Annotated in this window: 18 protein-coding genes and 1 pseudogene; 10 read left to right on the forward strand and 9 right to left on the reverse strand. The window is 73.2% G+C overall.

The window, feature by feature from the left end; genetic code table 11:
* The first annotated feature begins 428 nt into the window (after positions 1–428).
* From IF45_RS0125830 to IF45_RS34090, 6 genes are all read left to right on the forward strand, one after another.
* Complete coding sequence (locus IF45_RS0125830; protein ID WP_030309854.1) at positions 429–2,819, forward strand: SulP family inorganic anion transporter; 2,391 nt, start codon at positions 429–431, stop codon at positions 2,817–2,819.
* A 323-nt stretch (positions 2,820–3,142) separates the two neighbouring features.
* Entirely contained in the window at positions 3,143–5,140 is a 1,998-nt protein-coding gene (gene acs / locus IF45_RS0125835) for an acetate--CoA ligase (RefSeq protein ID WP_100750349.1), read from the forward strand.
* A gap of 264 nt (positions 5,141–5,404) precedes the next feature.
* Positions 5,405–6,805 (forward strand): Na+/H+ antiporter NhaA, encoded by a 1,401-nt coding sequence (gene nhaA / locus IF45_RS0125840; protein WP_030309855.1) that lies wholly within the window; start codon positions 5,405–5,407, stop codon positions 6,803–6,805.
* 310 nt (positions 6,806–7,115) lie between these two features.
* Entirely contained in the window at positions 7,116–7,658 is a 543-nt protein-coding gene (locus IF45_RS0125845; RefSeq protein WP_008417469.1) for a phage holin family protein, read from the forward strand.
* Complete coding sequence (locus IF45_RS0125850; protein WP_003949642.1) at positions 7,655–8,593, forward strand: alpha/beta fold hydrolase; 939 nt, start codon at positions 7,655–7,657, stop codon at positions 8,591–8,593. The genes IF45_RS0125845 and IF45_RS0125850 overlap by 4 nt, the downstream gene beginning before the upstream one ends.
* Positions 8,594–8,749: 156 nt before the next feature.
* A complete protein-coding gene (locus IF45_RS34090) occupies positions 8,750–8,938 on the forward strand; it encodes a hypothetical protein (protein ID WP_003949641.1) in 189 nt (62 codons plus the stop codon).
* Between the two features lie 157 nt (positions 8,939–9,095).
* Here IF45_RS34090 and IF45_RS0125860 read toward each other — a convergent pair whose 3' ends face one another.
* The 3 genes from IF45_RS0125860 to nth form a co-directional block, all read right to left on the reverse strand.
* Positions 9,096–10,295, reverse strand: a complete 1,200-nt coding sequence (locus tag IF45_RS0125860; protein WP_003949640.1) for a MarP family serine protease — start codon at positions 10,293–10,295, stop codon at positions 9,096–9,098.
* Between the two features lie 210 nt (positions 10,296–10,505).
* Positions 10,506–11,237 (reverse strand): NUDIX hydrolase, encoded by a 732-nt coding sequence (locus tag IF45_RS0125865; protein ID WP_003949639.1) that lies wholly within the window; start codon positions 11,235–11,237, stop codon positions 10,506–10,508.
* A gap of 88 nt (positions 11,238–11,325) precedes the next feature.
* Complete coding sequence (gene nth / locus IF45_RS0125870) at positions 11,326–12,243, reverse strand: endonuclease III (RefSeq protein ID WP_030309857.1); 918 nt, start codon at positions 12,241–12,243, stop codon at positions 11,326–11,328.
* A gap of 571 nt (positions 12,244–12,814) precedes the next feature.
* Between nth and IF45_RS0125875 the strand changes: the two genes are divergently transcribed.
* Positions 12,815–13,489, forward strand: a complete 675-nt coding sequence (locus IF45_RS0125875) for a Crp/Fnr family transcriptional regulator (protein ID WP_003949637.1) — start codon at positions 12,815–12,817, stop codon at positions 13,487–13,489.
* A 74-nt stretch (positions 13,490–13,563) separates the two neighbouring features.
* Here IF45_RS0125875 and IF45_RS0125880 read toward each other — a convergent pair whose 3' ends face one another.
* The 4 genes from IF45_RS0125880 to sp36 form a co-directional block, all read right to left on the reverse strand.
* Positions 13,564–14,382, reverse strand: coding sequence for an MBL fold metallo-hydrolase (locus IF45_RS0125880; RefSeq protein WP_008417464.1), 819 nt, complete (start codon positions 14,380–14,382; stop codon positions 13,564–13,566).
* Positions 14,379–15,269 (reverse strand): NUDIX hydrolase, encoded by an 891-nt coding sequence (locus IF45_RS0125885; RefSeq protein WP_030309859.1) that lies wholly within the window; start codon positions 15,267–15,269, stop codon positions 14,379–14,381. The genes IF45_RS0125880 and IF45_RS0125885 overlap by 4 nt, the downstream gene beginning before the upstream one ends.
* A 117-nt stretch (positions 15,270–15,386) precedes the next feature.
* Positions 15,387–15,854, reverse strand: a complete 468-nt coding sequence (locus IF45_RS0125890) for a RidA family protein (RefSeq protein WP_003949634.1) — start codon at positions 15,852–15,854, stop codon at positions 15,387–15,389.
* Positions 15,851–16,009: a Sp36 family protein gene (gene sp36 / locus IF45_RS33460; RefSeq protein ID WP_003949633.1), complete on the reverse strand. Its 159-nt coding sequence runs from the start codon at positions 16,007–16,009 to the stop codon at positions 15,851–15,853. Before sp36 ends, IF45_RS0125890 begins: the two co-directional genes overlap by 4 nt.
* Before the next feature lie 85 nt (positions 16,010–16,094).
* Between sp36 and bagA the strand changes: the two genes are divergently transcribed.
* Positions 16,095–17,084: an ATPase BagA gene (gene bagA, locus IF45_RS0125900; RefSeq protein ID WP_018470339.1), complete on the forward strand. Its 990-nt coding sequence runs from the start codon at positions 16,095–16,097 to the stop codon at positions 17,082–17,084.
* Between the two features lie 31 nt (positions 17,085–17,115).
* A complete protein-coding gene (bagB, locus tag IF45_RS0125905) occupies positions 17,116–18,450 on the forward strand; it encodes an ATPase BagB (protein ID WP_008417459.1) in 1,335 nt (444 codons plus the stop codon).
* A gap of 169 nt (positions 18,451–18,619) precedes the next feature.
* Here bagB and IF45_RS0125910 read toward each other — a convergent pair whose 3' ends face one another.
* On the reverse strand, positions 18,620–18,994 hold the full coding sequence (locus tag IF45_RS0125910) for a WhiB family transcriptional regulator (RefSeq protein WP_010643923.1): 375 nt from the start codon (positions 18,992–18,994) through the stop codon (positions 18,620–18,622).
* A gap of 652 nt (positions 18,995–19,646) precedes the next feature.
* On the opposite strand from IF45_RS0125910, the gene IF45_RS0125915 reads away from it, so the two are divergent.
* Positions 19,647–21,875 carry a transglycosylase domain-containing protein gene (locus IF45_RS0125915; protein WP_015507464.1) on the forward strand — a complete coding sequence of 743 codons (2,229 nt, stop codon included), beginning with the start codon at positions 19,647–19,649 and terminating at the stop codon, positions 21,873–21,875.
* An 80-nt stretch (positions 21,876–21,955) separates the two neighbouring features.
* On the opposite strand, the pseudogene IF45_RS32995 reads toward IF45_RS0125915, so the two are convergent.
* Positions 21,956–22,081: pseudogene (locus IF45_RS32995) on the reverse strand (IS30 family transposase); the annotation flags it as partial.

Raw genomic sequence — 22,081 nt, forward strand, 5'->3', positions numbered from 1 at the left:
CGCCCGAAGGTGCCCCGGACCGGCACCCGAGGCCCCGGCACCCCGCACTCCGCCCCCGGCACACCCAGGTCAGGGCGGAGACGACAGCCAAGACCGAGCCGCCACGCCCGCGACCTTGGCGGGCCCGGACCCGTCAGCCGGCCCGCCCCACAACCACGCGACCCCACACGCCAACACCCGACAGGAACCGACGACATGGAGACGGGCGGTACCAGCGACCGATGAGCGACCAGTACGCACCGGGACCCGATCCCGCACCCGGGCGGCGTCCCCCACCCAGGCCGGCACGGGCCCGCCCCACGGGCACGCCGCCCGCCTCCCCGACGACCACCTCCCCAGCGGCGAGCCCCGACGCCCCCGCGCACCTCGGCGCGGAACCCGCGCCGAGGACGGCACCACCTGAGGAAGTACGCATGAAAGGACGGTCCATGACCTCCTCCACCTCCACCATCAACCCCCACGACACGGCGGACCTGTCGCCGCCCTCCCGGGAGCAGGAGCCGCACGGGCCGCCGGGCGGCGGCCGGTTCCGCATCAGCGGTGCCGATCTCTCCGCCTCCATCGCGGTCTTCCTGATCTCCCTGCCGCTCTCCCTCGGCATCGCGCTGGCCACCGGCGCCCCGCTCCAGGCCGGACTGGTCGCCGCCGCCTGCGGCGGGCTGATCGCCGGCCGCGTCGGCGGCTCCGCGCTCCAGGTCAGCGGCCCCGCCGCCGGCCTCACCGTGGTCACCGCCGACCTCATCGTCCAGTACGGCTGGCGGACCACCTGCGCCATCACCGTGCTCGCCGGACTGGCCCAGATCGGCCTCGCCGCGCTGCGGGTCGCCCGGTCCGCGCTCGCCGTCAGCCCCGCCATCGTCCACGGGATGCTGGCCGGTATCGGCATCACCATCGCCGTCGCGCAGGTGCACATCGTGCTCGGCGGCACCCCCCACAGCGCGGTCGTCGACAACCTCCGCGACCTGCCGGCCCAACTCGCCGCCGTGCAGCCCGAGGCGCTCCTGGTCAGCGCGCTCACCCTGGGGCTGCTGCTGGCCTGGCCGCGGCTGCCCGGCCGGGGCGCGCGGCTCGCCAAGGTCCTCCCCGCCCCGCTGGTCGCGGTCGCCGGGGCCACCGCCGCCGCGCAGCTCGCGGGGATGAACCTGCCCCGGGTCGACCTCCCCTCGTGGAGCAGCCACGCCCTGGCCGGCTTCCCGACCGGGCCGGTGACCGGACTGGTCACCGCCGTCGTCGCCGTCACCCTGGTGACCAGCGTGCAGTCACTGCTCGGCGCGGTCGCCGTGGACAAGCTGATCAGCGCCCGACCGGGGGACGACTCCCACATCCCCCGCTCCGACCTGGACCGTGAACTGGTCGGCCAGGGCGCCGCCAACGTCGTCTCGGGCGCCCTCGGCGGCCTGCCCGTCTCCGGCGTCGCCGTCCGCAGTTCGGCCAATGTCGCCGCCGGGGCGGTCAGCCGGGCCTCGACCATGCTGCACGGCCTCTGGGTGATCATCGCCGCGCTGCTGCTCGTCCCCGTGCTGGACCTGATCCCGCTGGCCGCGCTCGCCTCCCTGGTGGCAGCGGTCGGCGTGCAGATGGTGAGCCTCAACCACATCCGCACCGTCACCCGGCACCGAGAGATCGCGGTCTACATCGTGACCACGCTCGGCGTGGTCCTCTTCGGCGTCCTGGAGGGCGTGGCCCTCGGCATCGCCGTCGCCGTGGGGGTCGCCCTGCACCGGCTGACCCGGACCCGGATCACCCACCGCGAGACGGAGGACGCCCACCACATCCGGGTGCGCGGCCAGTTGACCTTCCTCGCGGTGCCCCGGCTCACCCGTGCCCTTCACCAGGTGCCGCGCGGCAGCCGGGCCGTGGTCGAGCTCGACGGCTCGTTCATGGACCACGCCGCCTACGAGGCGCTCCAGGACTGGCAGACCACCCACACCGTCCAGGGCGGCGAGGCCGAGATGACCGGCCGCGCGGGTGCCCGGATCGCCGAGCCCACCTCCCCGTCCCACTCCTGCTGCCGCCCGTGGACCCCGTGGCGCAACCACCACTGCGGGGAGCCCGCCGCGGCCCTGCTGCCCGGCGGCCCGTCCGCCCCGGTCCGCGTCCACGAACTGGCCGACGGCCTCGGTGCCTTCCAGCGCGACACCGCACCCCACGTGCGGGGTGAGCTGGCGAGGCTGGCCCGTGAGGGGCAGCGGCCCTCCCAGCTCTTCCTGACCTGCTCCGACTCGCGGCTGGTCACCAGCATGATCACCTCCAGCGGCCCCGGCGACCTCTTCACCGTCCGCAACGTCGGCAACCTCGTCCCGGCCCCGGGCACCGAGTCGGCCGACGACTCGGTGGCGGCGGCCATCGAGTACGCGGTCGACGTGCTGAAGGTCCGCTCGATCACCGTCTGCGGCCACTCCGGCTGCGGCGCGATGCAGGCGCTGCTCAACGCCCCGCCGGCCGAGGCGGAACCGGCGACCCCGCTCGGCCGCTGGCTGCGGCACGGGCTGCCCAGCCTGGACCGGATGGCCGCCGAGGGCAGCTCCTGGGCCACGCTCAAGGGTCGGCCCCCCGCCGACGCCGCCGAACAGCTCTGCCTGGCCAACGTCGTCCAGCAGCTGGAGCACCTGCGGGCGCACGAGGCGGTGGCCCGCAGGCTGGCCGAGGGCACGCTCACCCTCCAGGGCATGTACTTCCACGTCGGCGAGGCCCAGGCGTACCTGCTGGCCCCCTCGCAGAACCTCTTCGACCGGGTGGTCGCCTCTCCCGCGCCCGGCGGCCCGCACGAGGTGCCCGGCGAGGTCCCTGGTGAGGAGGTGGCCGACGCGGTGCGCTGAGCCGGTGGAGCCGGGACCGCCCGGGTGAAGACGGGCGGTCCCGGCCACCGGGCCGGAGCGCTTTCCCGCCGGGCGCGGATACGCGGCCGGGGCGTGGGGTACGCGCCCGGCACCGTTCGCCGGGACCGGGCCGGCCGGCCGGGCGGGGACACCCGCCCAGGTCAAAGGCCCGGTCCCGTTGAACCCGACCCGTCCTCGGCCCGTGTCAGGGAGTACCCCCCGCACGACCGGGGGCCGTACCGCGTACCGCACGTCGACCGGGCACACAGGTCTAAACCAATTCGCCGACACCCCTTGTCACCTGGGGCCGCGGATGATGAGCTGTGGCCTGGGACACAACGGACACCCTGGGAAAGGGAGATGTCGTGAGCAACGAAAGCCTGGCCAACCTTCTTCGCGAGGAGAGGAGGTTCGCGCCCCCCGCCGAGCTGGCGGCCGCCGCGAACGTCACCGCGGAGGCGTACGAACAGGCCAAGGCTGACCGGCTCGGCTTCTGGGCCGAGCAGGCCCGCCGCCTGACCTGGGAGACCGAGCCGACCGAGACGCTGGACTGGTCGAACCCGCCGTTCGCCAAGTGGTTCGCCGACGGCAAGCTGAACGTCGCGTACAACTGCGTGGACCGTCACGTCGAGGCGGGCAACGGTGACCGCGTCGCCATCCACTTCGAGGGCGAGCCGGGCGACAGCCGGGCCATCACCTACGCGGAGCTGAAGGACGAGGTCTCCCGCGCCGCCAACGCCCTCACCGAACTGGGCGTGCGCAAGGGCGACCGGGTCGCGGTCTACCTGCCGATGATCCCCGAGGCGGTCGTCGCGATGCTGGCCTGCGCCCGGATCGGCGCCGCCCACTCCGTGGTCTTCGGCGGCTTCTCGGCCGACGCCATCGCCGCGCGCATCGCCGACGCCGACGCCAAGGTCGTCATCACCTCCGACGGCGGCTACCGCCGGGGCAAGCCCTCCGCGCTGAAGCCGGCCGTGGACGACGCGGTGGGCCGCTTCGACTCCGTCGAGCACGTTCTCGTGGTGCGCCGCACCGGGCAGGACGTCGCCTGGACCGAGGGCCGCGACCAGTGGTGGCACGAGGTCACGGGCCGTCAGCCGGCCGAGCACACCCCCGAGGCGTTCGACGCCGAGCAGCCCCTCTTCATCCTCTACACCTCGGGGACGACGGGGAAGCCCAAGGGCATCCTGCACACCTCCGGCGGCTACCTCACCCAGGCCGCCTACACCCACCACGCCGTCTTCGACCTCAAGCCGGAGACCGACGTCTACTGGTGCACCGCCGACATCGGCTGGGTCACCGGCCACTCGTACATCACCTACGGACCGCTGGCCAACGGCGCCACCCAGGTCATGTACGAGGGCACCCCGGACACCCCGCACCAGGGCCGGTTCTGGGAGATCGTCCAGAAGTACGGCGTGACGCTGCTGTACACGGCGCCGACCGCCATCCGGACGTTCATGAAGTGGGGCGACGACATCCCTGCCAAGTACGACCTCTCCAGCCTGCGGGTGCTCGGCTCGGTCGGTGAGCCGATCAACCCCGAGGCGTGGATGTGGTACCGCAAGAACATCGGCGGCGACCGCTGCCCGATCGTCGACACCTGGTGGCAGACCGAGACCGGCGCCATGATGATCGCGCCGCTGCCCGGCGTCACCGAGACGAAGCCCGGCTCCGCCCAGGTCCCGCTGCCCGGCATCGCCGCGACCGTCGTCGACGACGAGGCCAACGAGGTGCCGGACGGCGGTGGCGGCTACCTCGTCCTCACCGAGCCGTGGCCGTCGATGCTCCGCACCATCTGGGGCGACGACCAGCGGTTCCTCGACACCTACTGGTCGCGCTTCCCCGAGAAGTACTTCGCCGGGGACGGTGCCAAGAAGGACGACGACGGTGACATCTGGCTGCTCGGCCGGGTGGACGACGTGATGCTCGTCTCCGGGCACAACATCTCGACCACCGAGGTCGAGTCCGCGCTGGTCTCGCACCCGAAGGTCGCCGAGGCGGCCGTCGTCGGCGCCGCCGACGAGACCACCGGCCAGGCCATCGTCGCCTTCGTGATCCTGCGCGGCACCGCCTCCGAGGACGAGGGCCTCGTCGCCGAGCTGCGCAACCACGTCGGCTCCGCGCTCGGCCCGATCGCCAAGCCCAAGCGCATCCTGCCGGTGGCGGAGCTGCCGAAGACCCGCTCCGGCAAGATCATGCGCCGCCTGCTGCGCGACGTGGCGGAGAACCGCGAGCTGGGTGACGTCACCACGCTCACCGACTCCTCCGTGATGGACCTCATCCAGACGAAGCTCCCGAGCGCCTCGTCCGACGACTGAGCCCACCACCGCCGTACGGCACCGGGGCCCGGCCACGCAGCACGCGCGGCCGGGCCCCGGTGCGTACACGGCGGCGCCCCAGGTCAAAGGGGTCGCGCGGCATCCGTCGCTCCGGTCGGTCACCCGGTAGGGTGACGGTCGGGAGCGCGAGGCACACGTCTCGCACGCCCCACAACCTCAGAGGGGACGCCGGGAAGTCTGGTCGGCACGGCATCGCGACGCGATGCCCGCTCCGCCGTACCCGGACCCTGACGAAGGACCCTCATGACCGGCTCCACGCCCACCGGCCCGCCCGGCGCCTTCAGCCGCCCCTCCCTGCGCGAGCGCACCCGCCTCGCCGACGCCCTGCGCACCGAGACGGTCGGCGGGATGCTGCTGCTGGCCGCCGCCGTCGCCGCCCTGATCTGGGCCAACACCGGCTCCGGCAGCTACGCCGCGGTCCGCGACTTCCACTTCGGGCCGGCCGCCCTCGGCCTCGACCTGTCGGTCGGGCACTGGGCCGCCGACGGCCTGCTCGCCGTCTTCTTCTTCGTCGCCGGCGTCGAGCTGAAGCGGGAACTGGTCGCGGGCGAGCTGCGCGACCCGCGCCGCGCCCTGCTCCCGGTGGTCGCCGCCGTCTGCGGCATGATCGCCCCCGCCCTCGTCTACGTGGTCGTCAACGTGGCCGGCGGCGGCGCGCTCACCGGCTGGGCCGTCCCGACCGCCACCGACATCGCCTTCGCGCTGGCGGTCCTCGCGGTCATCGGCACCTCGCTGCCCTCGGCGCTCCGCGCCTTCCTGCTGACCCTCGCGGTGGTCGACGACCTCTTCGCCATCCTGATCATCGCCGTCTTCTTCACCAGCGACCTGAACTTCCTCGCTCTCGGCGGCGCCGTAGTGGGCCTCGCCCTCTTCTGGCTCCTCCTGCGCACCGGGGTCCGCGGCTGGTACGTCTACGTGCCCCTCGCCTTCACCATCTGGGCGCTGATGTACAACAGCGGCATCCACGCCACCATCGCCGGTGTGGCCATGGGCCTGATGCTCCGCTGCACCACCCGCGAGGGCGAGGACCACTCCCCCGGCGAGCACGTCGAACACCTGGTACGCCCGGTCTCCGCCGGCCTCGCCGTCCCGCTCTTCGCCCTGTTCGCGGCGGGCGTCTCGGTCTCCGGGGAGGCGCTGGCCGACATCTTCACCCGGCCGGAGACGCTCGGCGTCGTGCTCGGCCTGGTCGTCGGCAAGGCCCTCGGCATCTTCGGCGGCACCTGGCTGACCGCCCGCTTCACCCGGGCCTCGCTCAGCGACGACCTGGCCTGGCCCGACATCTTCGCCGTCGCCGCCCTCGCCGGGATCGGCTTCACCGTCTCCCTCCTCATCGGCGAGCTGGCGTTCAGCGACGATCCGGTGCTGGCCGACGAGATCAAGGCCTCCGTGCTGGTCGGCTCGCTCGCCGCGACGCTGCTCGCCACCGTGCTGCTGCGGATGCGGAACGCCAAGTACCGCAAGCTCTGGGAGGCCGAGGAGCGCGACGAGGACGGGAACGCGATCCCGGACATAGACGAGCAGGACGATCCGGCCCACCACCGTCGCCTCGCCGACCGGTACGCGAGGCTCGCCGCCGAGCACCGGGCCCGTGCCGAAGCCCTGGAGGCGGACGACACGCCGAACCGCGCGCCCGGCACCTGACGGACCGCCACCCGGCACCCCCGCCGACGAGGGTTTCCCCGTCCGGACAGGCATGTTCCGCGCCCGGACGGGGATGCGCGGAGGCGGAGGACGGGGCGTACGCCGGTGGTGTGCGGGCCGGACTCCCGCACCGCGAGGAAGCGCTGGGCGCCGCCGTCCGGCATGATCTGACGGAGCAGTAACCACAAGAACCGGACGCGCGGGACGGCCCCGGGGCCATCACCGTGCGGCCGGGCCGGAGCGGAAGACGCCGGAGCGGACGTCGGACGAGATGCCGGTGGGGACACCGGGAGAGAAGAGGGAGATCGCGATGAGCGCACCCGTAGGCGCAGACCGCAGCCTCGGCCAGCTGGTGGCCTCGGCCACCGCCGAGCTGTCCGCGCTGGTGCACGACGAGATCGCGCTGGCGAAGAAGCAGCTCAAGCAGGATGTGCAGCGGGGCCTGATCGGCAGCGCGGCGGGGATCGCCGCCCTCACGGTGCTGATCTTCTCCCTGCCGATGCTGAGCTTCGCGCTCGCCTACGGCTTCCGCACTTGGACCGGCTGGAACATGGCGATCTGCTTCCTGCTGTCCTTCGCCGTCAACGTGCTGGTCGCGTTGTTGCTCGGCCTGATCGCGCTCGTCTTCGTGAAGAAGGCCAAGAAGGGCAAGGGCCCGCAGAAGACCGTGGCCTCCGCCAAGCAGACGGCCGCCGTCCTCCAGAACGCCAAGCCGCACCCTCGCCCGGAGCCCGCCGGCGCCCTGCCCACCGTCTCGGGCCGCCCCTACCCCGCCGCCGCCGTGGAGGCCAAGGGCGCTCACCTGGACCGTGGCGGTGAGGGAGGCACGGCTGTGGCACGCTCGTCCTCATGACGGACCCCGCCACCCATCCGGCCCAACCCGCCACCATCATCCGGCCCGACGGCCCCTGGACCCACCGGGACGTCGCGGCCAACGGCGCGCGCTTCCACATCGCCGAGGCCGGTGAGGGCCCGCTCGTCCTGCTGCTGCACGGCTTCCCGCAGTTCTGGTGGAGCTGGCGGCACCAGCTGACGGCGCTCGCCGAGGCCGGGTACCGGGCCGTGGCGATGGACCTGCGCGGGGTCGGCGGCAGCGACCGCACCCCGCGCGGCTACGACCCCGCCAACCTCGCCCTCGACGTCACCGGCGTCATCCGCTCCCTCGGCGAGCCCGACGCCGCCCTGGTCGGCCACGACCTCGGCGGCTACCTCGCCTGGACCGCCGCCGTGATGCGCCCCAAGCTGGTGCGCCGGCTGGTGGTCTCCTCGATGCCGCACCCCCGCCGCTGGCGCTCGGCGATGCTGACCGACCTGCGGCAGACCCGGGCCGGGTCGTACATCTGGGGGTTCCAGCGGCCCTGGGTCCCCGAACGTCAGCTGGTGGCGGACGAGGCGGCGCTGACCGGGCGGCTGATCCGCGAGTGGTCGGGGCCGAGGCTCCCCGACGACGAGGCGGTCGACACCTACCGGCAGGCCATCAGCATCCCCTCGACGGCGCACTGCTCGATCGAGCCGTACCGCTGGATGGTGCGCTCCATGGCCCGGCCCGACGGCGCCCAGTTCAACCGCCGCATGAAGCTGCCCGTCCGCGTCCCCACGCTCCACCTGCACGGGGCGCTCGACCCGGTGATGCGCACCCGCAGCGCAGCCGGTTCCGGGGAGTACGTGGAGGCGCCGTACCGCTGGCGGCTCTTCGAGGGGCTCGGGCACTTCCCGCACGAGGAGGACCCGGAGCTGTTCTCGCACGAACTGATCAGCTGGCTGAAGGACCCCGAGCCGGACCGCTGAGACCCCGGCGCGGTATCCGGGGCGACGGGGCGCCCACGGCGCGTCCGCGCGCTCTCCGGCACACCCCTTCGCTCCGGCACGACTTGCCCCGCGCATACGCCAATTGGGCGCCCCCGCCGCGGTTACCGACCATGGGGCGCGGGCACACGTCCGGGTATGGGCTGGACGCACGACTACAACGACGTAGCACGCAACCGCCGCCTGGCCGCCGCGCCGGGCACGCGCCGCCGGGGTGATCTCCGGGACCGGGGGCTCGAACCCGATTCCCGGGAGATCGGCATTCCCCGCATCCTCCGCCGCCGCGCCCGCTGGGTCTCGGCGCGACTGCGGCACACGCGCGACTGAGCCGGTCTCCGTGGCCTGACTGCCTCACCGAGGCGCCTGCCCACACCGCTCCGGACGCACACACCCCTTTCCCGACCCGACACCCGCGCCCCACCGAGCCCGCCCCCGACACAGGGCGGGCTTGCTCATGGGCGCACGAGGACCGGCCGGGCGGGCCCTACATGGCGCAGGCGTCGCTGGAGACCGGCTGGCTGGCCCGGCGGCCCTCCCGCACGTCCTCGCGGACCTCGTCGGCGGTGAGGGCGTAACCGGTGTCCTCGTCGTCCAGGGACTTGGCGAAGATGACGCCGTAGACCTCGCCCTTCGGGGTGAGGAGGGGGCCGCCGGAGTTGCCCTGGCGGACGGTGGCGTAGAGCGAGAAGACGTCGCGGCTGACGGTGCCGCGGCGGTAGATGTCGGGGCCGTCGGCGGTGATGCGGCCGCGGACGCGGGCGGCGCGCACGTCGTACCCGCCGTTCTCCGGGAAGCCGGCGACGATGGCGCTGTCGCCGCGCTCGGCGTCCTGGGAGGCGAAGTTGAGGGCGGGCGCCTGGAGCTCGGGGACGTCCAGGACGGCGATGTCCTTCTCCCAGTCGTAGAGGACGACCGTGGCGTCGTAGCGGCGGCCCTCGCCGCCGATCTGGACGGTCGGCTCGTCGACCCCGCCGACGACGTGGGCGTTGGTCATGACGCGCCGCTCGTCGAAGACGAAGCCGGTGCCCTCCAGGACCTTGCTGCAGCTCTGCGCGGTGCCGACGACCTTGACGATGGAGCGCTTCGCCTTCTGCGCCACGGGACTGGCGGCGAGGCCGGAGTCGGGCGGCTGGACCTCGGTGATCGGCTCGTTGGAGAAGGGGCTGAAGACCTGCGGGAAGCCGTTCTGCGCGAGGACCGAGCGGAAGTCGGCGAACCAGGAGCCGGCCTGCTCCGGCAGCGCCCGGTCGACGCCCTGGAGCACCTTGGAGCCGCGCACCTCCTTGCCGACGGTCGGCAGGGTCGTGCCGGCCAGCAGCCCGCCGATCAGCCAGGCGACCAGGAGCATGGCGACGACGTTGACCACGGCGCCGCCGGTGGCGTCCAGCGCGCGGGCCGGGGTCCAGGTGATGTGGCGGCGGAGCTTGTTGCCGAGGTGGGTGGTGAGGGCCTGGCCGACCGAGGCGCAGACGATGACGATGACCACCGCGACGACGGCGGCGGCCGTACTGACCTCCGCGTCGTCGGTGACGGCGTCCCAGAGGACGGGCAGCAGCAGCACGGCGGCAAGGCCGCCGCCGAGGAACCCGATCACCGACAGGATGCCGATGACGAACCCCTGGCGGTATCCGACCACCGCGAACCACACGGCGGCGATCAGCAGCAGGATGTCCAGCACGTTCACCGAATCTGCCCTCTCCTTAGTCGTGCCTGGGCACCTGGTCGTTGCCTGGAAGCTGCTGTCCGGTCGGCACCGGATCACGCCGCCGCGTCCCGTGGGTTCGGTCACACGACGGCGCCGGGCGCGCGGCCTCCGCCACCACGGCGGTGCACCACGCACCCGTGCCCACGCGACCGGCCGGAATCCGCCGGTGGCCGCGCCCCCGTCACCTTGTCATGCGTGCCGGTCGAGCGTGACCTGCTTTGTACGGTCCCAGGGCTGCTCCCAGCCTGCGTAGTGCAGGATGCGGTCGATCACGCCGGCGGTGAATCCCCAGACCAGGGCCGATTCGACCAGGAAGGCGGGACCGGCGTGGCCCAGCGGGTGGACGGCGGTGGCGCGGTTGGCCGGGTCGGTGAGGTCGGCCACCGGCACGGTGAAGACGCGGGCCGTCTCGCCCGGGTCCACCACCCGGACCGGGGTCGGATCGCGCCACCAGGCGACCACCGGCGTCACCACGAAGCCGCTCACCGGGATGTACAGCTTCGGCAGCACGCCGAACGGCTGGACGCCCAGCGGGTCGAGGCCGGTCTCCTCCTCGGCCTCCCGCAGGGCGGCCCGCAGCGGGCCCGTGGTGAGCGGGTCGCCGTCCTCCGGGTCGAGCGAACCGCCGGGGAAGGAGGGCTGCCCGGCGTGCGAGCGCAGCTTGGCGGCGCGCTCTATGAGCAGCAGTTCGGGCCCGCGCGGCCCCTCGCCGAAGAGGACCAGGACCGCCGACTGGCGGCCGGCCCCGCTCTCGGGCGGGAGATAGCTGCTGAGCTGGCGCGGGCGCACCGTGTCCACGACGTGCGCCACCGGCCGCAGCCACTCGGGCAGGCCCTCGTCGCTCACCGTCACGCGCTCCTCGCGCTCCTCCTCGCGGACGCCGCTGGGGACGTCCTGGTCGATTCCGCCGGTCTGGGTCATCGGCACCCCCGTCTCTGTGAGCACAACGCGGCGCGCACCGCGGATCGTTCCGGCCGGCCGCCGCCGGGCCCGGGGCCGGGTAAGCCCGTCATCGCGGACCCGCCTCGGGGGCGGCGAGGCCCGGGTAGTCCGGCGGGGGCTTCAGGCGCTGGCCGGGGAAGCCGCCCTTCTCGTACTTCAGCAGCTTCCTCGCCTTCTCCGGGTCGGTCTCGCCCTCGCCGTACGACGGGCAGAGGGGGGCGATCGGGCAGGCTCCGCAGGCGGGTTTGCGGGAGTGGCAGATGCGGCGGCCGTGGAAGATGACGCGGTGCGAGAGCATCGTCCAGTCCTTCTTCGGGAAGATCGCCGCGACGGCCGCCTCGACCTTCTCGGGGTCGGTCTCCTCGGTCCACTTCCAGCGGCGCACCAGCCGGCCGAAGTGGGTGTCGACGGTGATTCCCGGGACGCCGAAGGCGTTGCCCAGCACGACGAAGGCGGTCTTGCGGCCGACGCCGGGCAGCGAGACCAGGTCGTCCAGCTTCCCCGGCACCTCGCCGCCGAACCGGTCCCGCAGGGCGGCCGAGAGGCCCAGCAGCGAGCGGGCCTTGGCACGGAAGAACCCGGTCGGCCGGATCAGCTCCTCCAGCTCCTCGGGCGGCGCCGCGGCCAGGTCCTCGGGGGTCGGGTACGCGGCGAAGAGCGCGGGCGTCGTCTGATTGACCCTCAGGTCGGTGGTCTGCGCCGAGAGGACGGTGGCGACCAGGAGCTGGAAGGGGTTCTCGAAGTCCAGCTCCGGGTGGGCGTACGGATAGACCTCGGCCAGCTCGCGGTTGATCCGGCGGGCCCGGCGGACCATGGCCAGGTGCGACTCGTGCCAGGGCCTGCCGTCGAGGGCGGCTCCCTGGACGGACTTGGCCGCGCCGCGCATCGCCGGGGCCGGGGGCACGGCGGGCTCGCGGACGACGGGCGGCTTCGCGGCGTCGTCCGGTTTCTTCGCGGCGGGCTCCCGCCCGGTGCTCTTCGCCATGGCACGAAGGCTACGCCGGACGACCGACACCGGGCGGGAACCTCACGAGAGCCCCACCCCCTCCCACCCGCCCCTCACCTGCGCACCCACGCCGCGCCGCCCACCAGCTCGTACACCCGTACGTGTGTACGAGATGACGGCGCGTGTACGCGACCGACGGGCGGGTAGGCCGTCCGGGCGGCGGTCGGGACGCCGTCGGCGCGGTGCGCGCGTTGCGCTGTTCGGTGACGCGCGTCCGCCTATCGGACGCACCTGGGAAAGGGGGCCGTTTTGCCGTTCCTTTACCTCCGGCACCCCCGGAAGCGGGGGCGTTCGCCCACAGCGCAACGGTAGGCCGTGCCCTCCCGCGACACCGCCGTGGCCTGCGCTCCAGCCGCTTCCCGCAAGGGTTCCGGGTCCGTCGGGGCCGTCACCCGGACGGCCGCACCTGGGCCCTGGGACCCTCCGATCGGCCCCCTGCCGCACGGAACGGCACACCCGTCCGGCATCCTTGTGATTGATCGCACTGTTTGACCCGTCCGGCAAAATGGGGACCACGGTTCCCTGAGCAGGTCGACATAGGAGAGAACTCGTGGACGATGTTCTGCGGCGCGCGCCGCTCTTCGCGGCGCTCGACGACGAGCAGGCCGCGGAGCTCCGCGCCTCCATGAGCGAGGCGACCCTCGCCCGTGGCGACGCGCTGTTCCACGAAGGCGACCCCGGCGACCGCCTGTACGTGGTCACCGAGGGCAAGGTGAAGCTCCACCGCACTTCCCCCGACGGCCGGGAGAACATGCTGGCCGTGCTCGGCCCCGGCGAGCTGATCGGTGAGCTGTCGCTCTTCGACCCCGGCCCCCGTACGGCCACCGCCAGCGCCCTGACCGAGGTCAAGCTCCTCGGCCTGGGCCACGGCGACCTCCAGCCGTGGCTCAACGCCCGGCCCGAGGTGGCCTCGGCCCTGCTGCGCGCCGTCGCCCGGCGCCTGCGCAAGACCAACGACCAGATGTCCGACCTGGTCTTCTCCGACGTGCCCGGCCGCGTGGCCCGGGCCCTCCTGGACCTCTCCCGGCGCTTCGGGGTGCAGTCCGAGGAAGGCATCCACGTCGTGCACGACCTGACCCAGGAGGAGCTGGCCCAGCTCGTCGGCGCCTCCCGCGAGACGGTCAACAAGGCCCTGGCGGACTTCGCCGGCCGCGGCTGGCTGCGCCTGGAGGCCCGCGCGGTCATCCTGCTCGACGTCGAGCGCCTGGCGAAGCGCTCGCGCTGACCCACCCGGAAGGGCCGGGCAGGGCCGCACCCAGGACCGGTGCGGGCCCGCCCGGCCCTTCGGCTTGCCCGGGCTCAGCCGCCGAGCAGGTACTCCAGCTGGGCCCGCACCGACAGCTCCGCCGCCGGCCACAGGCTCCGGTCCACCGCCGCGTAGACCAGCGCGACGACCTCGCCCGGCTCCGTGACCCCGGCCTCCACCGCCGCCCTGACCTGGTCGAGGCGGGCGGAGCGGTGGGCCAGGTAGAACTCCAGCGCCCCCTGCGCGTCGTCGAGGACCGGCCCGTGGCCGGGCAGGACGGTGCTGACGCCGTCGTCGGTGGTCAGCGAGTGCAGCCGCCGCAGCGAGTCGAGGTACTCGCCGAGCCGCCCGTCGGGGTGGGCGACCATCGTGGTGCCGCGCCCGAGGACGGTGTCCCCGGTCAGCACGGCCCGGTCGGCGGGCAGGTGGAAGCTGAGCGAGTCGGAGGTGTGGCCGGGCGTCGGCACGACCCTCAGCTCCAGCCCGCCGGTGGTGACGACATCCCCGGCGCCGAGCCCCTCGTCGCCCAGCCGCAGCGCCGGGTCGAGCGCGCGCACCGTGGTCCCCGTCAGCTCGGCGAATCGGGCGGCGCCCTCGGCGTGGTCGGCGTGGCCGTGGGTGAGCAGCGTCAGCCCGATCCGCCGCCCGGCCGCCTCGGCGGTGGCCACCACCGCCCGCAGGTGCCCCTCGTCCAGCGGCCCCGGGTCGATGACCACGGCCAGCTCCGAGCCGGGCTCGGCGACGAGCCAGGTGTTGGTGCCGTCCAGCGTCATCGCCGAGGGGTTGGGCGCGAGGACGTTGACGGCGCGGGCGGTGGCCGGGCCCGCGACGGCGCCCCGGGGCTGCCCGGGCAGCGCGGCGGCGTCGGTCATGACTGCCCGCCCTGACGCGGTATGCGCGGCCCGGTGGGCACGTGCTTGGTGAACTCCTCGTGCCCCGGCCAGGTCAGCACGACCTCCTCGCCGCGCAGCTCGGCCTCGGCCACCACCGGGGTCAGATCCTGCTCGGCGGCGGCCGCGAGGGCCTCGGCCGCGCCCGCGTACGGCAGCAGGGCGCGCAGGGTGGCGATGGTGGGCGGCATCATCAGCAGCTCGCCCCGGTCGTAGCGGGCGGCGGCGTCGGCGGGCCGGGCCCATTCGGTGCGGTCGGCCTCGCCGGAGGTCTCGACAGTGACCTGCCCGGCGGGCAGCACGGCGGCGAAGAACCAGGTGTCGTAGCGGCGGGGCTCGAACTCCGGGGTGATCCAGCGCGCCCAGGCGCCCAGCAGGTCGGAGCGGAGGACGAGGCCGCGCCGGTCGAGGAAGTCGGCGAAGGACAGCTCGTGCGCCTCCAGCGCGGCCCGGTCGGCCGCCCACGCCTCGCCCGTGGTGTCGGCGACGACGCTGTCGGGGCCGGGGCCGGCCAGCAGCACCCCGGCCTCCTCGAAGGTCTCCCGCACCGCCGCGCAGACCACCGCCTGCGCCTCGGCCGGGCTCACCCCCAGCCGCTCGCCCCAGCTCGCCGGCGAGGGCCCGGCCCACCGCACGGGGCCCTCGTCGCGCGGGTCGACCCCGCCGCCCGGGTAGGCGTACGCGCCGCCCGCGAAGGCCATCGAGGCGCGCCGCCGCAGCATGTGGACGCGGAGCCCCGTGCCACCGGGCTCGTCGCGCAGGAGCATGACCGTGGCGGCCCGCCGGGGGGTCGCCGGGGTGAGTTCGCCGCTGGCCAGGGCCCTGATGCGGGCGGGCCACTCGGGCGGGTACCACTGACCGTTCGCCATGGCCGGAGGCTATCCGCTGCGGCCGGAATCTTCGAGAGCCGGCCGCCCGCCCCCGCGACGCGGAACGCGCCGCTCCCCGAGGGGAACGGCGCGTACGCGTGCGGAGATGGAGCGGGGTCAGGCGGAGACCAGCTCCACCTGGATCTCCACCTCGACCGGGGCGTCCAGCGGCAGCACGGCCACGCCGACGGCGCTGCGGGCGTGCACGCCCTTGTCGCCGAGGACCTCGCCGAGGAGTTCGCTGGCGCCGTTGATCACGGCGGGCTGGCCGGTGAAGTCCTGGGCCGAGGCGACGAACCCGGTGACCTTCACCACGCGGGCGACCCGGTCCAGGTCACCGGCGACCGATTTCACGGCGGCCAGGGCGTTCAGCGCGCAGACCCGCGCCAGGTCCTTGGCGTCCTCGGGCGTCACCTCGGCGCCGACCTTGCCGGTCAGCGGAAGCGCGCCGTCCACCATGGGCAGCTGGCCCGAGGTGAACACGTACACCCCGGAGGTCACCGCGGGCTGGTACGAGGCGAGCGGCGGCACCACGTCGGGCAGGGTCAGCCCCAGCTCGACGATGCGTGCCTCGACCGCGCTCACGCCTTCTCGCGCTTGAGGTAGGCGACGAGCTGCTCGGGGTTGGGGCCGGGCACGACCTGCACCAGCTCCCAGCCGTCCTCGCCCCAGGTGTCCAGGATCTGCTTGGTCGCGTGCACGAGGAGCGGCACCGTCGCGTACTCGAATTTCTTGGTCATGGGGCGAGCGTAACGGCTCCCGGGACCCACCCCGCGCGGGCGGTCTCATGCGTACCGCGACGCCCCAGTGGTTAGGCTCGATGGCGTGAGCAGGCTCCAGGTCGTCAGTGGCAAGGGCGGGACCGGTAAGACGACGGTCGCCGCCGCACTCGCGCTCGCCCTCGCCTCGCGGGGACGGCGGACCCTGCTGGTCGAGGTCGAGGGCCGGCAGGGCATCGCCCAGGTCTTCGAGACCGAGCCGCTGCCCTACGAGGAGCGCAGAATCGCGGCCGCGCCCGGCGGCGGCGAGGTGTACGCGCTGGCGATCGACCCGGAGCTGGCCCTCCTGGACTACCTCCAGATGTTCTACAAGCTCGGCGGCGCCGGCCGCGCCCTCAAGAAGCTCGGCGCCATCGACTTCGCCACCACCATCGCCCCCGGCCTGCGCGACGTCCTGCTCACCGGCAAGGCGTGCGAGGCGGTCCGCCGCAAGGACAAGAAGGGCCGGTACGCCTACGACCACGTGGTCATGGACGCCCCGCCCACCGGCCGCGTCACCCGCTTCCTCAACGTCAACGACGAGGTCGCGGGACTCGCCAAGGTCGGCCCGATACACCATCAGGCGCAGGCGGTCATGGGGGTCCTGAAGTCCCCGCAGACCGAGGTCCACCTGGTCACGCTGCTGGAGGAGATGCCGGTCCAGGAGACCGTCGACGGCATCGCCGAGCTGCGCGGGGCCGGTCTGCCGGTCGGCCGCGTCGCCGTCAACATGGTCCGCCCGGCCCTGCTCGGTGACGCCGCCCTGCGCACCGCGCTCCAGTCCCCGTCGCACACCGCCGTCGCCAAGGCGCTCTCCACCGCCGGACTCGGCGGCGCCCGCCGCGGCGGCAAGGCCGAGCGCCTGGTCGACCCGCTCCTGGAGCAGGCCGGCGAGTACGCCGAGCGGCACACCCTGGAGCGCGCCCAGCGCTCCGTCCTGACCGGCCTCGGCCTCCCCCTGCACGAGCTGCCGCTGCTCACCGAGGGCATGGACCTGGCCGGCGTCTACGAACTGTCGGCGCTCCTGCGCGAGCAGGGCGTCGGGGCCACGGCCTGACCCGGTGAGCCCGGAGCGAGGAGGACCCCAGGTGAGTCTGGAACCGGCGAATCCGCTCGCCGTCGATCCGCTGCTGGACGACCCGGAGACGCGGATCGTGGTCTGCTGCGGTTCCGGCGGCGTCGGCAAGACGACGACGGCCGCCGCGCTGGGCCTGCGCGCCGCCGAACGCGGCCGCCGCGTCGTGGTGCTCACCATCGACCCGGCCCGCCGCCTCGCCCAGTCCATGGGCATCGACTCGCTGGACAACGTCCCGCGCCAGGTCCCCGGCATCGAGGGCAAGGGCGAGCTGCACGCGATGATGCTGGACATGAAGCGGACCTTCGACGAGATCGTCGAGGCCCACGCCGACCCGGAGCGGGCCCGCGCGATCCTGGAGAACCCCTTCTACCAGTCGCTGTCGGCCGGGTTCGCCGGGACGCAGGAGTACATGGCGATGGAGAAGCTCGGCCAGCTCCGCGCCACCGACGCCTGGGACCTCATCGTCGTCGACACCCCGCCCTCGCGCTCGGCCCTGGACTTCCTGGACGCCCCCAAGCGGCTCGGCTCGTTCCTCGACGGCAAGCTCATCCGGCTGCTGATGGCGCCCGCCAAGGTCGGCGGCCGGGCCGGGATGAAGTTCCTCAACGCCGGGATGTCGATGATGACCGGCGTCCTCGGCAAGCTCCTCGGCGGCCAGCTCCTGCGCGACGTCCAGACCTTCGTGGCCGCCATGGACTCCATGTTCGGCGGCTTCCGCACCCGCGCCGACGCCACGTTCCAGCTGCTCCAGGCGCCAGGGACGGCCTTCCTGGTGGTGGCGGCGCCCGAGCGGGACGCCCTGCGCGAGGCCGCGTACTTCGTCGAGCGCCTCGGCGCGGAGAAGATGCCGCTGGCCGGGCTGGTCCTCAACCGCGTGCACTCCAGCGGCGCCGCCCAGCTCTCCGCCGAGCAGGCACTGGCGGCGGCGGAAAATCTTGACGGCGGCGGCATTGTGGATCAGCCGCCCGGGAAAGCTGGACTCGTCGGTAACTCCGCCCCCGAGGCCGCCACCGACCGCGCCACCTCCTCCGGTCCCGGCTCCCCCGCCGACCAGGACGGCGTACGCGCGGACACGGCGGCCGGGGCAGAGCAGGAGAAGGATGCAGACGAGGAAGTTCCGGTTCCGGTCGAGGAGTTGACGGCGGGCCTGCTGCGCCTGCACGCCGAACGCATGCGGCTGCTCGCCCGCGAGCAGCGCACCCGCGACCGCTTCACGGCCCGGCACCCCGAGGTACCGGTCGCCGAGGTGCCCGCCCTGCCGGGCGACGTCCACGATCTCGCGGGCCTGCGCGCCATCGGCACGTACCTGGCCGAGGCCGGCACCGGCCCGGCGGACGAGACCTGACCGCACGCGCGGGCACGCGTACGGCGAGAGCCCGGCCGCGGGCATCCCGCGCCGGCCTCCGTCCCCGTGACGGCGCACTCCGTGCCCCGCCCACGTCCGGGATCAGGCGCCCGGCCGTCATCGGCCCGCGCCCGGTTCCCGTACTCCTCGCTCGCCCTTGCCGGCCGGTCTAGCCGACGGCGAGCAGCCGCGCGTAGACCTCGCGGTCGTCGGCGGTCAGTGCGGAGCTGTCGTTCACCTCCGCGTCGGCGGGCAGCAGGCCCACCCCGCGCTCGTACTCCACGCGTGCGGTCTCCAGCAACCGTCGCCACGACGTGACGGTGGGCCGCCGGCGCAGCAGCGCTCGGCGCTCCCGCTCGGTCATGCCACCCCACACGCCGAACTCGACGCGGTTGTCCAGCGCGTCGGCCAGGCACTCCGTGCGCACCGGGCATCCGGTGCACACCGCCTTGGCCCGGTTCTGCGCTGCTCCTTGCACGAACAGTTCATCCGGATCGGTAGTGCGGCAGGCGGCCTGCGCACTCCAGTCGGTCACCCAGCCCATACCGGCGCCGTCCTCTCCCGAATCGAGGCTCCCCCACGGCGGCAGCGGCATATTCACCGCAGCCAGTTGAGGACGTTACGGAAGCCGGGCACAGCACAACACCCCCAGCGGGCCCAATCTTGAATGGCCCGAACGGACTATGCGTACGCGGCAGATCACCCAACGGAGTGACCTGAGGACATGCGGGACCTTCCCGGCGCATGGGGACGTACCGCCGGGGACAGGAAGGACATCAGCACACGGACCCCCGCATAGCGCCGCCGGGCGGCGGTGACGGGGCGGGTGGTGCCACCGGTCCTCGGGTGTCAGATGTTCGAGAACGCGACCGGCGGGGCGGTGCCGGGAGTTCGGGGCTCCGGGCGCCGGACCGGTGTGCGGCTCGGTCTCCGACTCTGGTCATGCGCGTTCCACGCTCGCGTCGTGCACGGGGGCTTGCTACGGCAGTGCGGTGCTGTGACAGTTGTGGATACCTTAGGCCAAGGTTTGCGCCCCTGTCCGGCGAATCCCAACCTCCGCGACGGGAGTTGCCCGCCTGCCCGGAGCCGCGCGTTCCGGTCGGTCTGAGCCAACCGGATGTCACAGTCCGGTACCGCCCTTCTCCCAGGGCCCCGCTCCCTCGGAACAGCACACTTGACGGATTAGGCTGCCTCTCATGGGAAACAAGCGCTCGGGCGGCGGCCTGTCTCCGGCCCAGCAGGCCGCCAAGTTCCTCGGGGTCAGCGTGGTCGCCGGCGCGGTGCTGGCGGGGATCGCCCTGCCCGCCGCCGGGGCCCTGGGCCTGGCCGCGAAGGGCTCCGTCGAGGGATTCGACGAGCTGCCGGCCAACCTCAAGACACCACCGCTGAGTCAGCGCAGCACCATCCTGGACGCGGAGGGCGGCAAGATCGCCACCGTCTACTACCGCGACCGCACGATAGTCCCGCTCAAGGACATCTCGCCCTACATGCAGAAGGCGATCGTCGCCATCGAGGACTCGCGCTTCTACGAGCACGGCGCGATCGACCTCAAGGGCATCCTCCGCGCGGTCAACGAGAACGCGCAGAGCGGCGGCGTCTCCCAGGGCGCCTCGACGCTGACCCAGCAGTACGTGAAGAACGTCTTCGTCGAGGAGGCCGGCGACGACGCCGACAAGGTCGCCGAGGCCACCCAGCAGACGATCGGCCGCAAGGTCCGCGAGCTGAAGTTCGCCATCCAGATCGAGGAGGAGCTGGGCAAGAAGGGCATCCTCGAGAACTACCTGAACATCACCTTCTTCGGGCAGCAGGCGTACGGCATCGAGGCAGCCGCCCAGCGCTACTTCTCCAAGCCGGCCAAGGACCTGAACATCCAGGAGTCGGCCCTCCTCGCGGGCCTCGTCCAGTCGCCCAGCCGGTACGACCCGGTCAACGACGAGCAGGAGGCGGTCAAGCGGCGCAACACCGTCATCCAGCGGATGGCGGCGGTCCGCGACATCACCCCCCAGGAGGCGGCGGAGGCGAAGAAGGCCCCCCTCGGCCTGAAGATCAGCCGCCCCAGCAGCGGCTGCATCACCGCCGTCAAGGGCGCCGGCTTCTTCTGCGACTACGTGCGGCGCGCCTTCCTCACCGACCCGGTCTTCGGCAAGACCGCCGAGGAGCGCCAGAAGACCTGGGAGCGCGGCGGCCTGACCATCCGCACCACCCTGGACCCGAAGGCCCAGGAGTCGGTGCAGGCGGCCATAGAGAACGGGGTCTACAAGGACGACGAGGTCGCCACCGCGGTCGCCCTGGTCGAGCCCGGCACCGGCAAGATCACCGGAATGGGCCAGTCCAGGCCGTACGGCTACGGCAAGAACGAGACGGAGATGAACCTCTCCGTCAACGCCTCCATGGGCGGCGGCGCCGGCTACCAGCCCGGCTCCACCTTCAAGCCCATCGTGGCCGCCGCCGCCCTGGAACGCGGCATGCCGGTGACCAAGACGTACTCCTCGCCGTACGAGATGCCGTACCCGAGCCCCGTCGCCACCTGCTCCGGGAACTACGTCAACACCTCCTCCGAGGAGCTGGCCAACGAGAACGAGAAGGAGGTCGGCCCCTACTCCATGAAGGAGGCGACCGCCCTCTCGGTCAACACCTACTTCGTCCAGATGATCAGCGAGATCGGCACCTGCCCGGTCATCGAGCTGTCGAAGAAGATGGGCATCGAGCGCTCCGACGGCAACGACTTCGGCCAGGGCCCCTCCATCGCGCTGGGCACCCAGGAGGTCTCCCCGCTGACGATGGCCTCCGCGTACGCCACCTTCGCCACCCGGGGCACGTACTGCTCGCCGATCGCCATCGCCTCCATCACCGGCCCGGACAAGAAGTCGATGCCGGTGCCGAAGTCGACCTGCACCAAGGTGATGTCGGAGAAGACCGCCGACACCGTCAACACCCTGCTGCGCGGCGTGGTCGAGGACGGCACCGGCCGCCAGGCGGGCCTCCAGGGCCGCGCCAGCGCCGGCAAGACCGGAACCACCGACTTCCGCTACGCCGCCTGGTTCGCCGGCTACACCCCGAACCTCTCCGGCGCCGTCTGGGTCGGCGACCCGCAGCACAAGCGCCAGATGACCAACATCACCATCGGCGGCCGCCCGTACGACAAGGTCTTCGGCGGTGAGGTCCCCGGACCGATCTGGAAGACCGCGATGGCCGGTGCCCTGGAGGGCAAGGAAGCCCCCGGCTTCAACCTGGTCGACATCCCCGAGCCCGACAAGCCCGGCAAGAACAAGCCCAACCGCCCCGGCGGCGGCAACGGGAACGGCGGGGGCGGGAACGGCGGCGGCGACAACAAGCCCGGCGGCAACCGTCCCGGCGGCGGCGACAACCCGCCCCCGGACATCCAGCTCCCGGGCGACTGGTTCGGCGGCGGCCAGGGCCGCTGACGGACCCCTCGACACACCACGACACGAGAAGGGCGCCCCCACCATGAGGCGAATTCCGGGGGTCGTTGCAACACGAGTGATCAACTGGCTGTTGTCAGGAGCTTAGTGAGACGCTCGGCTGGGGTTTCCCAGCCGAGCGTTTTGCGTGGGCGGCTGTTGAGTTCGGCGGCGACGGTGTCCAGGTCCTCGCGGCTGTGGCGGGCCAG

This window comes from Streptomyces albidoflavus (genome assembly GCF_000719955.1).
Classification (GTDB): Bacteria; Actinomycetota; Actinomycetes; order Streptomycetales; family Streptomycetaceae; genus Streptomyces; species Streptomyces albidoflavus.

Coding starts and splice junctions, on each gene's coding strand:
- IF45_RS0125865 (WP_003949639.1), bottom strand. CDS start 11,237: ATGACCCAGACCGGCGGAATCGACCAGGACGTCCCCAGCGGCGTCCGC.
- IF45_RS0125845 (WP_008417469.1), top strand. CDS start 7,116: ATGAGCGCACCCGTAGGCGCAGACCGCAGCCTCGGCCAGCTGGTGGCC.
- IF45_RS34090 (WP_003949641.1), top strand. CDS start 8,750: ATGGGCTGGACGCACGACTACAACGACGTAGCACGCAACCGCCGCCTG.
- IF45_RS0125880 (WP_008417464.1), bottom strand. CDS start 14,382: ATGACCGACGCCGCCGCGCTGCCCGGGCAGCCCCGGGGCGCCGTCGCG.
- nth (WP_030309857.1), bottom strand. CDS start 12,243: ATGGCGAAGAGCACCGGGCGGGAGCCCGCCGCGAAGAAACCGGACGAC.
- IF45_RS0125910 (WP_010643923.1), bottom strand. CDS start 18,994: ATGGGCTGGGTGACCGACTGGAGTGCGCAGGCCGCCTGCCGCACTACC.
- IF45_RS0125830 (WP_030309854.1), top strand. CDS start 429: ATGACCTCCTCCACCTCCACCATCAACCCCCACGACACGGCGGACCTG.
- nhaA (WP_030309855.1), top strand. CDS start 5,405: ATGACCGGCTCCACGCCCACCGGCCCGCCCGGCGCCTTCAGCCGCCCC.
- sp36 (WP_003949633.1), bottom strand. CDS start 16,009: ATGACCAAGAAATTCGAGTACGCGACGGTGCCGCTCCTCGTGCACGCG.
- IF45_RS0125915 (WP_015507464.1), top strand. CDS start 19,647: ATGGGAAACAAGCGCTCGGGCGGCGGCCTGTCTCCGGCCCAGCAGGCC.
- IF45_RS0125850 (WP_003949642.1), top strand. CDS start 7,655: ATGACGGACCCCGCCACCCATCCGGCCCAACCCGCCACCATCATCCGG.
- IF45_RS0125885 (WP_030309859.1), bottom strand. CDS start 15,269: ATGGCGAACGGTCAGTGGTACCCGCCCGAGTGGCCCGCCCGCATCAGG.